Here is a 12,693-nt window from a genome sequence, read left to right as displayed (position 1 = left end):
GGAGCGGCCTTCAACTCCTTCTGTGCTTAGTTCTTCCTATCCACCGTACCCGTGGTCCGTATTTTCTTTTATATCGGCTCTATACTTCAGGCGAGGTATTTTCGCGTTAAACGGCGTCCTGCGCCGACTTATTCGCTTCCTTATCTGGGGTAATAAGAGCGATAACCTCAAAGTGATGGGTGCCAGGAAAGGCATTGATTAGCGCCATTTTCTCAGGCTTGTACCCAGCGCGGTGCCACAGGGATAGATCGCGGGCAAAGGTGGCAGGATCGCATCCCACATGCACCACGGCCTGCGGCTTTGCCCCCGCCACGGCGCGGATAACCTGCTCGCCCGCCCCAGTTCGCGGCGGATCGAGCACCACGGCACCAGGTTGGGGCAATTGCGCTGCAACTTGTTCTACCCTGGCGGATTTTACTGCGATATCGATATCGCGCAGCCCCGGCTGTGTAGACGCCGTTGCCGCGGGCGAATAGTCCACGGAAATGACTTTTCCACCGGTGGCATCAGACAACGCGGGCGCGAATAATCCGACCCCGCCGTACAAGTCCCAGGCGGTCTTGTGCTGGTAATCCCGGCCGGCCAGCCACTGCCCCGCCACAGCGCTATAGAGTTCCGGCGCCGCCACATGCGCTTGCCAAAAGGCCGTGGCAGGAAAGGAAAACACGCGGCCATTGACGTGTTCGACCACGGTGCCAGAGCCCTCGATGACCTCGCGAATGGTCTCCACGCGCCTGCCCCGCGGGGCCTTACGTGTTTCCACCACATGCCGGTTACCCGCGCCATCGAGAACCGCGACAATTTCAGCCCCCGGGGTAAAACGCCGCGCACCGTCGCCTACCAAACCATCAATCAAGCCATCTGCTAATTGGGTACAACCGACAGAAGTCACCAGCTCATTCGAGCGGTACTTCCGCAATCCGGCGCGGCCTTGCTTGTCGACGCCCAACCGGACCCTCGTCCGCCAGCCTCGTACCGGCGGCAGGTCGTGTTGTTCAATAGCGAGGGATTCGAGCCCTTCTATGCCGCTGCGGCGCAACTGTTCGCGGAGAACGCCCATCTCGATGGCTGGTTCCGCTGCGGGATCCAACTCGGCAAAATCGCAGCACCCGGCGCCTAGCTCTGCTGCGGGACAGCTACTGGGTACGCGCAGCTCACCCGCAGCAACTATGCTATCGAGCTCGCCCTTGATAAAGGACTTTTTCACCTTACCCGCGGTTGCGCGGACCGTGTCCCCCGGAAAAGCCCGAGGGACAAAGACGACGCGCCCGTCCGGGGCGTGGCCAATGCCAAGTCCACCATGCGCCATGCGGTCGATGGTGACTTCCAGGGTGTCTCCGCGAGATAGTGCTGGCTCATTCATTTTCTGCCTCGAACTCTTGTGTACTGCGATCTGAACTTGTGGCAAGCCCGGCATTTTCTGCCGCTTCTACTGCGGCATCTGCGCGGCGCACCATCCACACGGTTAATGCGGTCACCAACAGTGTCAAGGGCCAGCCCATGACGATCCTGGTAATGCCCAAGGCGGTCGTCTCCCCAGCATCATAAATCGCCCGCTGGATGATAAACCGCGCCAAGAAGATGACGGCCCACCCAGCGGTGGCGATGGAATACGCCCTGCGCGCAAGCTTTACCTTTTGCCAGGCCATATCATCGCCGTTCAAGCCCTTCCAGATAACGCCAACGGCCGGCCACCGGAAAAGGATGGATAGCGCCGCGGCGATAAACAGGGCCAGCGACATCCAAATGCCGTATAAGAAGTAGCCTTTGGCATCGCCGGTAAACCAGGCGATGGCGGCGCAAATGGCCACCCCGATAAGGCCAGAAATGGCCGGCTGGATGGTCTGTTTGCGAACAATGCGCCAGATCGCGATCACTACCGCCACACCCAGCGCGGAGATGAGCGCTGGGGTAAGGCCGTAAAGGCTATTAACTGGAATAAGGACGACAATGGGCAACGTGGCCGCAACCAGGCCGGGAAGGCCTCCCATTTGTTCCAACAGAGTTGGCTCATTATCGCGGTCCTGGTCGTCGCCTAGCTGAGGAGCCTGCGGCTCCGGCAAAGAGTTACTCACGTAGCGTTCTGCTTTACTTACTTATCGGAATCGGGGTTAGACCCCTTGTCTTTGTCATGTGTAGGAGATTCATTCTCCCCCTTGCGTGGCTGCGCGCCCAAATCGCGCAGCTGCTTTTCGGCTTCCGCCTCAGCTGCGGGATCGGGGCCGCCTACCCCGTTTTCTGGGTGGCCTTGGGCCGCCTGCGCCTGGGAATTTGCGCCTGCTTGTTCCTGCTGGCGCTTTTCCATGGCTTGTTTGACCTGCTCCACCAGCTGCTTGGGCATGATGACCGGCAGTGCGTTGCCCGCCAAAATAGGATCCTCACCGCGGTAGACAAAGGTGCGCGATGCTACATCGCGCGCGATCTGCGCCAAATCCTCTTCAAGGCCGGTAGGTGCCGCAAGAGTCAAGCGCATCATCCACCGCGGGCCTTCGGCGCCAATGACGCGGAGCTGACCGTTGTCATTCTTGCCGACGATCTCCAGCCCCCAAGGGCCTTGCTCCGTGGTGACGGATAGCCCATCGCGGCTCATGCCTTCCTTGATTTCTTCCACGGATTCTGCCCACTGGCCAGGCTTTCGCGGCGCTGCGAAGGCAACGGGAGTAATACGGCCCGCCTTCGTGACAATGTGCAGCATCTTCGGGCCTTGTTCGCCCATTTCTACCTGGACTTGGGAATCCTTTGGCAGCGGGATGCGCATCGAGCCAAGGTCCAAGATTCCGATGGAAGAATCAGAGAAGTCAAAGTCTTCGATATTGACGGAATCGCCATCAAAGGGGCCGGTTTCGCCATTTACGGCGTCGTGGGCAAACTCCGTTGGCACCTGTCCCGAGGCTGCGGCGGCGTCGGCAGCCGTATCTTTTACGGATGCAAAGGAACTCGATTCAGCCGAAGCCGATCCTGCGGAATCAGCGGCAGGCTCTTGTGGCTGCGATTGTTGAGGGTTTTCCGGCTCTTCTTTCCGGCCGTCATCGTTTTTCTTTTTGCCAAATGGCCAAATGCCCATTTTGTAATCCTTCCTATACGCCGGTTGATCCGTAGCCGCCGGTACCGCGGACGGTCTCATCCAAGTCTTCTACTTCGCTAAAATCCATTAGTTCTACGCGCTGTACCACGAGTTGAGCGATGCGCATGCCGCGCTCGATCTCGATCGGGGTGTGGGGATCGTGGTTAATCAGGCACACCTTGATCTCCCCGCGGTAGTCAGCATCCACGGTACCCGGCGTATTGACAATGGACAGCCCATGTTTAGCTGCCAGTCCGGATCGCGGGTGAATTAATCCCACGGTGCCCAGCGGCAAGGCCATGGCAATACCGGTGCCGACGAGGGCGCGTTCGCCAGGTTGGAGGGTAAGCGCCTCGGCAGCGTAAAGATCGGCGCCGGCGTCACCCCGATGCGCCCGAAATGGCATCGGCAGCTCTTTATCGAGGCGCTTAATTTTGACGTCTCCTACTGGCGTTTGTTCCTGCGGTAGCGAATTCGAATCAGTCACTTAGCCAATCCTACCTGCCCCAGTCGGTTCATTCTGTGCGTGGAGTGGACTAGAATGCCTAGGCGTGTCTGATATTTCTGCTCCTCAACCCGCTGCCCCGAAAGTGTTGTATCGCGAACGCCAATGGGTGCCGTGGTACTTCTGGATTTTTGCAGCCATCGTTGTGGCTTTAACCTCAGCTACGGCAGGTCTCAACCGCTCTGTGTGGTGGACCATCATTCCCGCAGTCCTGCTCGGCGCCATCGCTATCTGGGTGCTCATCACGTGGTCTGGGACCGTTGTTCAAGTAGAACAAGATGAAGATGGAACGCGGTGGCTGCTCGTCAAAGACGCACAGCTACCCAATGAGGTTGTCTCTCGTTCGATTACCGTTCCAAAGTCTGCTCGCCATAACGCGCTGGGCCCGCAATTCGATCCGGCCGCATTCTTGGTCTCTCATGCCTGGATTGACGAGCACGCCATGATGGTCCTCAATGATCCTGAGGATGACACCCCATATTGGCTCATTGCCTCGAAAGATCCAGACCAACTGCTCCGCGCCTTCCTACCGGAGCAGCACGCTTAAGCTTCATGGGTTTCGGAGGAGCTTTAGGCAGAACTCAGAAAGATGGGAAACCCTGGATACCTCCGTGGTGGTTTTCCTTCGTGATACTGCCGCTCATGGTCATCGCTGAATTCTACGTCAGTCAAGTAACCGGTTGGCGGGGAGTGTCCTCCTCCAACGTGGAAGGAGTCTCTTGGAGCGAAGTGAGCTCTGACGGCATCGTCCTTCATGTAGTGGGATACATGGCTTTTTACTTCGTTCTAGTGCTGCCCATCTTCTTGGTTCGTCGATATCTATGGGAGAAGCGACGAAAGCAAGGGAGCACACCGGATAAGAAGAGCAATGACGAGCAGCCTTAGATAGAACAGGATAGCTGAGGGGGCCTGCCCCCGAAAAGAGAAGTCCCAGGGAGTTAGGTCCCGCGCACATTGGGTGTCTGCTAAAAAGGAAAACTTCACCCCCGCCGCGTTTGCCTGTGCAAACTGCGGCGGGGGTGAATCTTTATTTGGGTTGTGCGCAGTAACGGCTAGCTAGGCCAATACTGGCTGCTTAGGCACAATCCTTACAGATGGGCATGCCATCTTCTTCGTGCGAATAACGCTTATTGGACTGGACCAAAAAGCAGGAGCCGCAGGTAAATTCGTCTTCTTGACGGGGAACGACCTGTACGTTGAGCTCTTCGCCGGTGAGGTCAACTGATGGCGGTTGGAATGCTTCGACGATTTCGCCATCGTCATCCATGCCGTTGCTTTCGGGTTCAGCTGCTTTCAGTCCCTCTAAAGAGTCAGTTTCAAGTTCGTCTTCTGCACCGCGGCGCGGTGCGTCATAATCGGTGGCCATACTGCACGCCCCTATAAGTCGATTTGCTTTAGGAATAGTTGTTTATCGATCGCGCATAGTAAAGGACAAACACCGATATGTCATCCCGCTGCTAAGAAATTCTAAGATCCTTCACCCCCGCATCGCTTCCTTAGCGCCATGTCCTGCCAAAAGATCCTCAAATGCGGGTGCCAAATTCACCCCCGCGGCCCAGGTTAATTCACCATCAGCGGACCCCTTGTCCAGCCCTGGGTGATGGACCTTCGCACCCGCCTCGCGGGCAATGAGAGCACCGGCGGCAAAATCCCAAGCGTTAATGCCGTGCTCAAAATAGGCATCTACGCTCCCCTCGGCCACGCGGCACAGATCGAGGGCGGCTGCTCCAATGCGGCGGATATCGCGGACCTGCGGCAGCAACTTGGTCAGCAGCTCCGCCTGTTGCTTGCGCCGCTGTGCGCCATAGCCAAATCCCGTCGCAACCAAGGAAAGCGCGGGGTCATCTTGTTCACCGCACCGTAGCGAAGACCGCGTGCCATCCGCAGTGGCAACCGTGGCACCTTCGCCGGCCGCTGCGGAATACACCTGCCCCCGCGCCACATTGACCACAGCGCCTGCTACCAGGCGGCCATCGTATTCCGCGCCGATGGAGACCGCGTAGTCCGGAATGCCGTAAAGGAAATTGACCGTGCCGTCGATGGGGTCCACAATCCACCTGACCCCGGTCGTCCCGTCGAAGCTCGCGCCTTCCTCACCTAATAGGCCATCGCCAGGGCGGCTTTCCTTAATCGTGCGCGTAATAAACTCCTCGGTGGCGGTATCGACCTCCGTCACCGGGTCGACGGCGCTCGATTTTGTCTGGGTATGTGCCGCAATACCGTCTCCAGCAACCAAGTCGGCGCGGTGCGTGCGGATAAGTGCGGCCGCGCGCACGGCGGTAGATTCCGCAAAATCTCGCAGCTGCAGAAAATCTATGTCATGATCCATGCCAACCATTGTGCCTTCTTCTACACTTGCGAGCATGACTACTCATACTGGCCACTCATTTGGCATCGATATCGGCGGCTCAGGCATTAAGGGCGCAGAAGTCGACCTCAAAAACGGTGAATTCGTGGGCCCGCGGCTGAAGATCCCTACCCCACAGCCATCCACACCACATGAGGTAGCCACGGTGGTCGCCCAAATTGTGCGCGAAAAAGAGTGGGACAAGCCCGTCGGCATCACCTTGCCCTCGGTGGTGTCGAACCACACGGTGCACTCCGCTGCCAATATCTCACCTGAGTGGATAGGCGTGGATACCACCGAGTTGTTTTCGCGTTATCTAGACGTTGACTTTGTGGTCTTAAATGATGCCGATGCCGCAGGCCTTGCGGAAGTCGCGTATGGAAACGAGTTGGCCAAAACCGGATCCGTCATCTTTTTGACGCTGGGAACCGGCATCGGGTCAGCCTTCTTCCTCAACGGTCAGCTCTTCCCCAATACTGAGCTTGGCCACCTCATGGTGGGAACTGACGAGGCCGAGGCGATTGCGTCCTCCGCCGCCAAGGAACGCGAAGGACTGAAGTACAAGGAGTGGGCGCCTCGGCTCAATCGTGTGCTGCAGGAATACGAGAAATTATTTAATCCCCAGGCTTTCCTCATCGGGGGTGGCATATCTCGCAAATTCCACAAATGGGGCCCCCACTTAACTATTGATACCCCCGTAATGCCTGCACAGTTGCAAAATCGTGCGGGTATTGTAGGTGCAGCGATGGCGGTATTAGAAGGCCTAGAGCCATAAAATCGCCGTTGCAGTAACCCTATCTACCGGCATTGTGCAAAAATCGCCTATACTGGGCGGTCGATCCAAAATTGCATGGCTCTCGGGCGTGTCTGACCTGCATAAGGCCTACACCCGCTAGCATTTCTTAATGCTATTGCCACCCTGTGCGGGTGCGGTGAGCTATTCCCATCAAGTAGTAAGTCGAAAGGGCGTACGTGGCAGCCACTGATTCTTCAGACCAGGCACTCGGCGAGGACGATAAGTCTGTCGAGGCATCTACTCCTGCAAAGAAGACCGCCAAAAAGACGGCAAAGAAAACGGCGAAGAAAACCGCCAAGAAGACAGCTAAAAAGACGGCGAAAAAGACTGCCAAGAAAACGGCTAAGAAGACCGCCAAGAAGTCAGCGAAGAAATCAGCCAAGAAAGCTGTCAAAAAGACCGTGCGAGCCTCTGCGGCGGAACCGCAAGACTCCCCCGCAAACTCCGCGGAGAAAGCACCGTCGGAAGCTGAGGACGCAGAGGATCAGCTCGACGCCGTTGAGCAAGACACCCCTGCGGAAGACGTCGACTTCGACCCCACCCATGAGGACATCGAAGAGGACGAATTCGATGCCCCCACTGACCTCGATGAAGACGATATTCAGGAAGAGTTGGGCGAAGAAGAAGACGAGGACGAAGTAGAAGATACATCCTCGGTCTGGGATGAGGAAGAATCCGTCGCCCTGCGCCAGGCACGCAAGGATGCTCAGCTGACCGCCTCCGCCGACTCCGTGCGTGCGTACCTCAAGCAGATCGGTAAGGTTGCCCTGCTGAATGCTGAGCAGGAGGTCTCTTTGGCAAAGCGCATCGAGGCTGGCCTGTACGCGCAGCACCGCATGGACGAGATGGAAAAGGCTCGCGCGGAGGGCGATAAGGCTGCCAAGCTCTCCCCCATGGAAAAGCGCGACCTGCGCAGCATCGCAAGGGACGGGCGCAAGGCTAAGAACCACCTGTTGGAAGCCAACCTTCGCCTTGTGGTCTCCTTAGCCAAGCGCTATACCGGCCGCGGCATGGCTTTCTTGGACCTTATCCAGGAAGGCAACTTGGGCCTTATCCGTGCGGTGGAAAAGTTCGACTACACCAAGGGCTATAAATTCTCTACCTACGCCACGTGGTGGATCCGCCAGGCCATTACCCGCGCAATGGCTGACCAGGCCCGCACCATCCGCATCCCGGTTCACATGGTGGAGGTCATCAACAAGCTGGGCCGCATCCAGCGCGAGCTGCTGCAGGACTTGGGCCGCGAGCCCACCCCGCAGGAGCTGGCAAAGGAAATGGACATCACCGAAGAAAAGGTGATGGAAATTCAGCAGTATGCGCGTGAGCCCATCTCGCTGGACCAGACCATCGGTGATGAGGGCGATTCTCAGTTGGGTGACTTCATCGAGGACTCTGAGGCCGTCATCGCCGTCGATGCCGTGTCCTTCACGTTGCTGCAGGACCAGCTCCAGGACGTGCTGACCACGTTGTCTGAGCGCGAAGCTGGCGTCGTGCGCCTGCGCTTCGGGCTTACCGATGGCATGCCGCGCACTTTAGACGAGATCGGCCAGGTCTACGGCGTTACCCGCGAGCGCATCCGTCAGATCGAGTCCAAGACGATGTCGAAGCTGCGCCACCCCTCTCGTTCGCAGGTATTGCGCGATTATCTCGACTAACTAGATCGCCCGCCCCGCACAGCATTAAGGCCGCACCACCGTGGTGCGGCCTTTTAATGTGCCTACTACCCTCCTGCGGGGCTGGCGCGGCGACAGCGGCGCGCCGCCAGCTAGCCGGCCAGCAGCCAACCAGCCACAAGGAGGCACGCTACCACTTGCGCAAGTAATTGATGCGCTCGCGCAGTTGGTCCGCGCTGCATAACGCGGTGGGCGGCCCACCGCAGGCCTTGCGGACCTCGGTATGGATGGCACCGTGCGGCCGGCCAGAGCTTTGCGCAGCGATGGAGACCACCGTGTTGAGCTCCTTGCGCAGCGCGCCGAGCTCATCCACCACACCGGTTTCCTCTGCGGAATCGGACTCTTGCTGCTTCGCGGCGGGCGCATGACCCATGCCGTAAATCTTGCGGCGGTGGGCCTCTTCTGCCTCGGCTGCCCGGCGCGCTTTTTCCTCAGCCTCGCGACGGTCCATTTCCTCGGATTGCTTCTTGCGCAGTAGGTCTTTGACCTGGTCGGCATCGAGGAGCCCGGGGATGCCAAGGAAATCGGCTTCTTCATCAGAGGTCATATCGCCGGTATTAAACTGCGATCCGTTATAGAGCAGGCCAGAGAATTCGGCTTCGGCGCCTAAGGACTCGTAGGACTTTTCCAGCATGTCCGGTTCGGTCTTTTTCTGGTTTGCCTGCTCGAGTAGCTCGTCGTCCCAGCCTTCTTTCTCGGTCTTTTCTTTGCCCAGGACGTGGTCGCGGGATTTTTCCATGTGCTCTGCAAGGCCGAGCAGCACGGGGACGGAGGGCAGGAATACCGAGGCGGTTTCACCCGGCATGCGGGAGCGCACGAAGCGGCCGATTGCCTGGGCGAAGAACAAGGGGGTTGACGCGGAGGTGGCGTAAACGCCCACCGCGAGGCGGGGCACGTCAACGCCCTCGGACACCATGCGTACGGCAACCATCCATTCATCGGTGGAGTCCGCAAATTCTTGAATGCGGTCCGAGGAGCCTGGGTCATCGGACAAAATGACCGAGACTGGGGTATTGGAGAGTTGCTTGAGGATTTTCGCGTAGGCGCGGGCGGTGGTGGTATCGGAAGCGAGCACGAGTCCGCCGGCATCCGGCATATTGCGCCGCATCTGCATGAGGCGGGTGTGCGCCGCCTGCAGCACGGCGGGGATCCATTCGCCCTTGGGATCGAGCGCGGTGCGCCAGGCGCGCGCGGTTTGTTCCACGTTCATGATGTCACCCAGGCGCGCGGAGTGCTCCTCCCCGGCGGAGTCCCGCCAGCGCGCCTCGCCGGAGTAGGACAAGAAGACGACGGGGCGCACGACGCCATCGGCAAGCGCATCGCCGTAATCGTAAGTGTGGTCGGCGCGCGAGACCTTGTGGCCTTCCCCATCGTCCTCATAGCGCACAAAGGGGATGGGTGATTCATCGGAGCGAAACGGCGTACCGGTCAGCGCGAGGCGGTGGTTGACGTCGTCGTAGGCCTCCTTGACGCCATCGCCCCAGCTTTTGGCATCACCGGCGTGGTGGATCTCGTCCAAGATCACCAAGGTGCGCCGCGCGGAGGCAACGGCGCGGTGCTTGAATGGGTGCATGCCCACTTGGGCATAGGTCACCACGATGCCATCCATGCTGGGGTTGACCGCAGAGGAATTCGTGAAGGCAGGATCCAAGGCCAAGCCCACCCGCGCGGCGGCGGCAGACCACTGCGTCTTCAGGTGCTCGGTCGGCACCACAACGATGACGCGCTCTACCGTGCGATCTTCCATGAGTTCCGTCGCGATGCGCAGAGCAAAGGTGGTCTTACCCGCACCTGGGGTCGCCACGGCCATAAAGTCTTGTGGCTTGGTGGCGAGGAATTTATCGAGGGCTGATTGCTGCCACGCGCGGAGGTTCGTCTTCTTAAACGTCCTCACTTGCGGCGGAGACCCTTAAAAACGCGTTCGCAATCGGGGCATACCGGCGAGCCCGGCTTTGCTTGTTTGGTTACCGGGAAGGTCTCACCGCACAGGGCAACGACGTACTTGCCGTTGACCGCGGAATCGAGTATCTGATCCTTTTTGACGTAGTGGAAGAACTTCGGCGTGTCATTATCCGTCGTCGAAGTGTCTTCACGAATATCTGGCCGTTCAATTGTCTTCGTAGTCGTAGTCACGCACCCCATTTTGCCGCATCTGCATCGAACTTTGCGAGTCATGCGTCTACTCTTGGAGAATATGCACACTCTACGCACTCCATTGCCGGCTCTCCTCTCCCCTCTTGTAGGGTTACGCGCCGCGCTCCAGGGAGGTGCGTAATTTAAGTGTTTGGCAAAAAGGAACGTTTTCTCATCACGGATGCCAAGCTCTCGCCCGCACAAGATCGCAGGCGCCGGGAGCTGTGGTACGGATTTTTCCAATTCCTGCGCGTGCCGTCCCTGCTCATTGCCGGGGTCTTTTTATACCTGCATTGGTGGCTGCTCGCGGCGATTATCGTGGGCGTGACCTTTCCTTTGCCGTGGATTGCCGTGGTCATTGGCAATAGCCGCGGGGAGAAGAAGGACAAGCGCGATAAAAATGTCTATAAACCCGCGATGAATCGTCAGCTATATTCGCAGTATCAGAACCAACAGATTTCCCGCGGCGGCTCCAAGGCAATCGAATCTCAGCATTCCGTTATTGACCATGACGATACTGCCTCCGATTAGGCGCATAACCCGCATGAATAGCACGACTGGAAAGGATCTTCTCCCAGCATGACGTCCTTTGGCCCTCATTTCGATGCCGCCGCGGTGCGCGATCTTGCCCCAGAGCTAGCGGAGGCTTTTTCGCAGGCCGGTTTTACTACCGATGGTTTAGCGGGGCATTTGGGCCCGGAGCTTACGGAGGCCCTCTACCGCGGTGAGCCTGCCGCGGTGGCGCGCGGCACCGCCGGCAATACCAAGCTGGATACGCTCATCCGCTTCTTCCTGCTGCATGAGAATCTGCCTGCCACGCTGCTTGCCGATGCCCTCGGGGCCCGCCTTGCCGCCAAGCTCCTAGATGCCGGCGTGGCGCTTTCCGATGATTGCGGCAGCATCTACATTGCCCTCGATATCCGGCCCCATATCATCGTCGGCTCCAACCGCCTCGTCTTTTCCGATGTCGATGCCTCGCTGGTGAGCCACGTCCCCGGCGCGGATCACGTCTTGGGTGTCGGGGCGGCAAGCCTCTCACTCTTGCAATCGACGCCGGTAAGCCCGGTATCAACGGTGCTCGATCTGGGCACCGGTTCGGGAGTGCAATTGTTGGGTCAGCTCGAGTGCGCGCGCAGCATTACCGCGACAGATGTCCACCGGCGCGCGCTTGATTTGGCCGGCGCCACCGTCGCTGCCGCGGGGGCTAGTACAGAGGTAGAGCTTGTAGAGGGCTCGTGGTTCGAGCCCGTTGCGGGGCGCACCTTTGACCGCATCGTGGCCAATCCCCCGTTCGTCGTTGGCCTTCCCGAGGTGGGCCATGTCTATCGCGATTCTGGCTTGAACTTGGATGGGGCAAGCGAATTGGTTGTTTCTCAGGCCGTTGACCACCTCGCCCCGGGCGGAACCGCGCATTTGCTCGCCGCCTGGGTGCATACCGGTGGGCAGACTTGGCAGCAGCGCGTGGCCTCGTGGCTGCCGGATAAGGGTGTGGCTGCCTGGATCATTCAGCGGGATGTCGCCGATCCTTCCCTCTACGTATCCACGTGGCTGAAGGATGAATCGTTGGATGTGCGCAGCGACGAGGGCAAGGCGCGCTCTAAGGCCTGGCTGGATCATTTCCACCATCACGATGTCACGGGTATCGGGTTTGGGTTCGTCGCCATCCAAAAAATTGCCGAAGCCGCACCCTCCGATATCTTGGCTGAAGAAATGCCGCAGTACTTTAGCGACCCATTGGGACCCGAGGTGGAGGAATACTTCGCCCGCGTGGCATGGCTGCGCGACTTGGTTCCTGGTGAGCTGGAGGGAAAGCACTTCCAGGTGCGCCCACAGGTGGCGAAAGAAGAAGTCAGTGTGGCCGATACCGATAATAAACAAGGATTTAGCCGGGCGGTTATCCGCCTGACGCGTACCGATGGTCCCGGTGGAGCCACGAAGTCGATGAACACTTGGCAGCAATCGTAGCTGGCCTTTCTCCCCACGGGCTCAACCTTGGAGAGACCGTTGGCCTGTATGCGGTGGCGCACGGCTTCGATGAGACAGAACTGACCGCGGCCGCGCTTCCCGCCATCATCGATATGGTTCGCCATGGCCTGCTCATCCCCGCCGATCTGTTGCTCGAGGATGACGCTTCCCCGGCTGCCTACACCGATTAGCGCCGAATAACACTGAAGA

Annotated in this window: 12 protein-coding genes and 1 pseudogene; 5 read left to right on the top strand and 8 right to left on the bottom strand. The window is 58.8% G+C overall.

Annotation, left to right across the window (positions count from 1 at the left end):
- Positions 1 to 106: 106 nt before the first annotated feature.
- The 4 genes from QP970_RS00975 to dut are packed head-to-tail and all read right to left on the bottom strand — an operon-like array spanning position 107 to position 3,551.
- Entirely contained in the window at positions 107 to 1,363 is a 1,257-nt protein-coding gene (locus tag QP970_RS00975; RefSeq protein ID WP_284849653.1) for a class I SAM-dependent RNA methyltransferase, read from the bottom strand.
- Positions 1,356 to 2,063 (bottom strand): DUF3159 domain-containing protein, encoded by a 708-nt coding sequence (locus tag QP970_RS00970; RefSeq protein WP_284849661.1) that lies wholly within the window; start codon positions 2,061 to 2,063, stop codon positions 1,356 to 1,358. Before QP970_RS00970 ends, QP970_RS00975 begins: the two co-directional genes overlap by 8 nt.
- Before the next feature lie 29 nt (positions 2,064 to 2,092).
- Positions 2,093 to 3,064, bottom strand: coding sequence for a DUF3710 domain-containing protein (locus QP970_RS00965; protein WP_284849652.1), 972 nt, complete (start codon positions 3,062 to 3,064; stop codon positions 2,093 to 2,095).
- 13 nt (positions 3,065 to 3,077) lie between these two features.
- Positions 3,078 to 3,551, bottom strand: coding sequence for a dUTP diphosphatase (gene dut / locus QP970_RS00960; protein ID WP_284849651.1), 474 nt, complete (start codon positions 3,549 to 3,551; stop codon positions 3,078 to 3,080).
- 103 nt (positions 3,552 to 3,654) lie between these two features.
- Here dut and QP970_RS00955 point away from each other — a divergent pair, with 103 nt between their 5' ends.
- Entirely contained in the window at positions 3,655 to 4,116 is a 462-nt protein-coding gene (locus QP970_RS00955) for a DUF3093 domain-containing protein (protein WP_005278947.1), read from the top strand.
- Between the two features lie 528 nt (positions 4,117 to 4,644).
- Here the strand turns inward: QP970_RS00955 and QP970_RS00950 are convergent.
- Positions 4,645 to 4,935, bottom strand: coding sequence for a DUF4193 domain-containing protein (locus QP970_RS00950; protein WP_005278945.1), 291 nt, complete (start codon positions 4,933 to 4,935; stop codon positions 4,645 to 4,647).
- A gap of 111 nt (positions 4,936 to 5,046) precedes the next feature.
- Entirely contained in the window at positions 5,047 to 5,934 is an 888-nt protein-coding gene (locus tag QP970_RS00945; RefSeq protein ID WP_239269825.1) for an inositol monophosphatase family protein, read from the bottom strand.
- On the opposite strand from QP970_RS00945, the gene ppgK reads away from it, so the two are divergent.
- Together ppgK and QP970_RS00935 are read left to right on the top strand one after the other, a co-directional pair.
- A complete protein-coding gene (gene ppgK, locus QP970_RS00940) occupies positions 5,933 to 6,691 on the top strand; it encodes a polyphosphate--glucose phosphotransferase (protein WP_239269826.1) in 759 nt (252 codons plus the stop codon). The two genes, QP970_RS00945 and ppgK, sit on opposite strands and share 2 nt — an antisense overlap.
- A gap of 197 nt (positions 6,692 to 6,888) precedes the next feature.
- Positions 6,889 to 8,367, top strand: coding sequence for an RNA polymerase sigma factor (locus QP970_RS00935; RefSeq protein WP_239269827.1), 1,479 nt, complete (start codon positions 6,889 to 6,891; stop codon positions 8,365 to 8,367).
- 148 nt (positions 8,368 to 8,515) lie between these two features.
- Here the strand turns inward: QP970_RS00935 and QP970_RS00930 are convergent, their stop codons facing one another.
- Complete coding sequence (locus tag QP970_RS00930) at positions 8,516 to 10,279, bottom strand: DEAD/DEAH box helicase (protein WP_239269828.1); 1,764 nt, start codon at positions 10,277 to 10,279, stop codon at positions 8,516 to 8,518.
- Positions 10,276 to 10,527 carry a DUF3039 domain-containing protein gene (locus QP970_RS00925; protein ID WP_005278940.1) on the bottom strand — a complete coding sequence of 84 codons (252 nt, stop codon included), beginning with the start codon at positions 10,525 to 10,527 and terminating at the stop codon, positions 10,276 to 10,278. Before QP970_RS00925 ends, QP970_RS00930 begins: the two co-directional genes overlap by 4 nt.
- Before the next feature lie 138 nt (positions 10,528 to 10,665).
- On the opposite strand from QP970_RS00925, the gene QP970_RS00920 reads away from it, so the two are divergent.
- Together QP970_RS00920 and QP970_RS00915 are read left to right on the top strand one after the other, a co-directional pair.
- Positions 10,666 to 11,049, top strand: a complete 384-nt coding sequence (locus tag QP970_RS00920) for a DUF3099 domain-containing protein (RefSeq protein WP_023028868.1) — start codon at positions 10,666 to 10,668, stop codon at positions 11,047 to 11,049.
- A gap of 48 nt (positions 11,050 to 11,097) precedes the next feature.
- Positions 11,098 to 12,674: pseudogene (locus tag QP970_RS00915) on the top strand (DUF7782 domain-containing protein).
- Positions 12,675 to 12,693 lie beyond the last annotated feature (19 nt).

This window comes from Corynebacterium sp. MSK073 (assembly GCF_030232085.1).
Classification (GTDB): domain Bacteria; phylum Actinomycetota; class Actinomycetes; order Mycobacteriales; family Mycobacteriaceae; genus Corynebacterium.
Note: the sequence above shows the minus strand (reverse complement) of the source record. Positions and strands in the feature narration are given on the sequence as shown.

Bases quoted from the DNA above. Each gene is read 5' to 3' on its own strand.
- QP970_RS00975 (WP_284849653.1), bottom strand. From the start codon at position 1,363: ATGAATGAGCCAGCACTATCTCGCGGAGACACCCTGGAAGTCACCATC.
- QP970_RS00965 (WP_284849652.1), bottom strand. From the start codon at position 3,064: ATGGGCATTTGGCCATTTGGCAAAAAGAAAAACGATGACGGCCGGAAA.
- QP970_RS00950 (WP_005278945.1), bottom strand. From the start codon at position 4,935: ATGGCCACCGATTATGACGCACCGCGCCGCGGTGCAGAAGACGAACTT.
- ppgK (WP_239269826.1), top strand. From the start codon at position 5,933: ATGACTACTCATACTGGCCACTCATTTGGCATCGATATCGGCGGCTCA.
- QP970_RS00945 (WP_239269825.1), bottom strand. From the start codon at position 5,934: ATGCTCGCAAGTGTAGAAGAAGGCACAATGGTTGGCATGGATCATGAC.
- QP970_RS00925 (WP_005278940.1), bottom strand. From the start codon at position 10,527: ATGGGGTGCGTGACTACGACTACGAAGACAATTGAACGGCCAGATATT.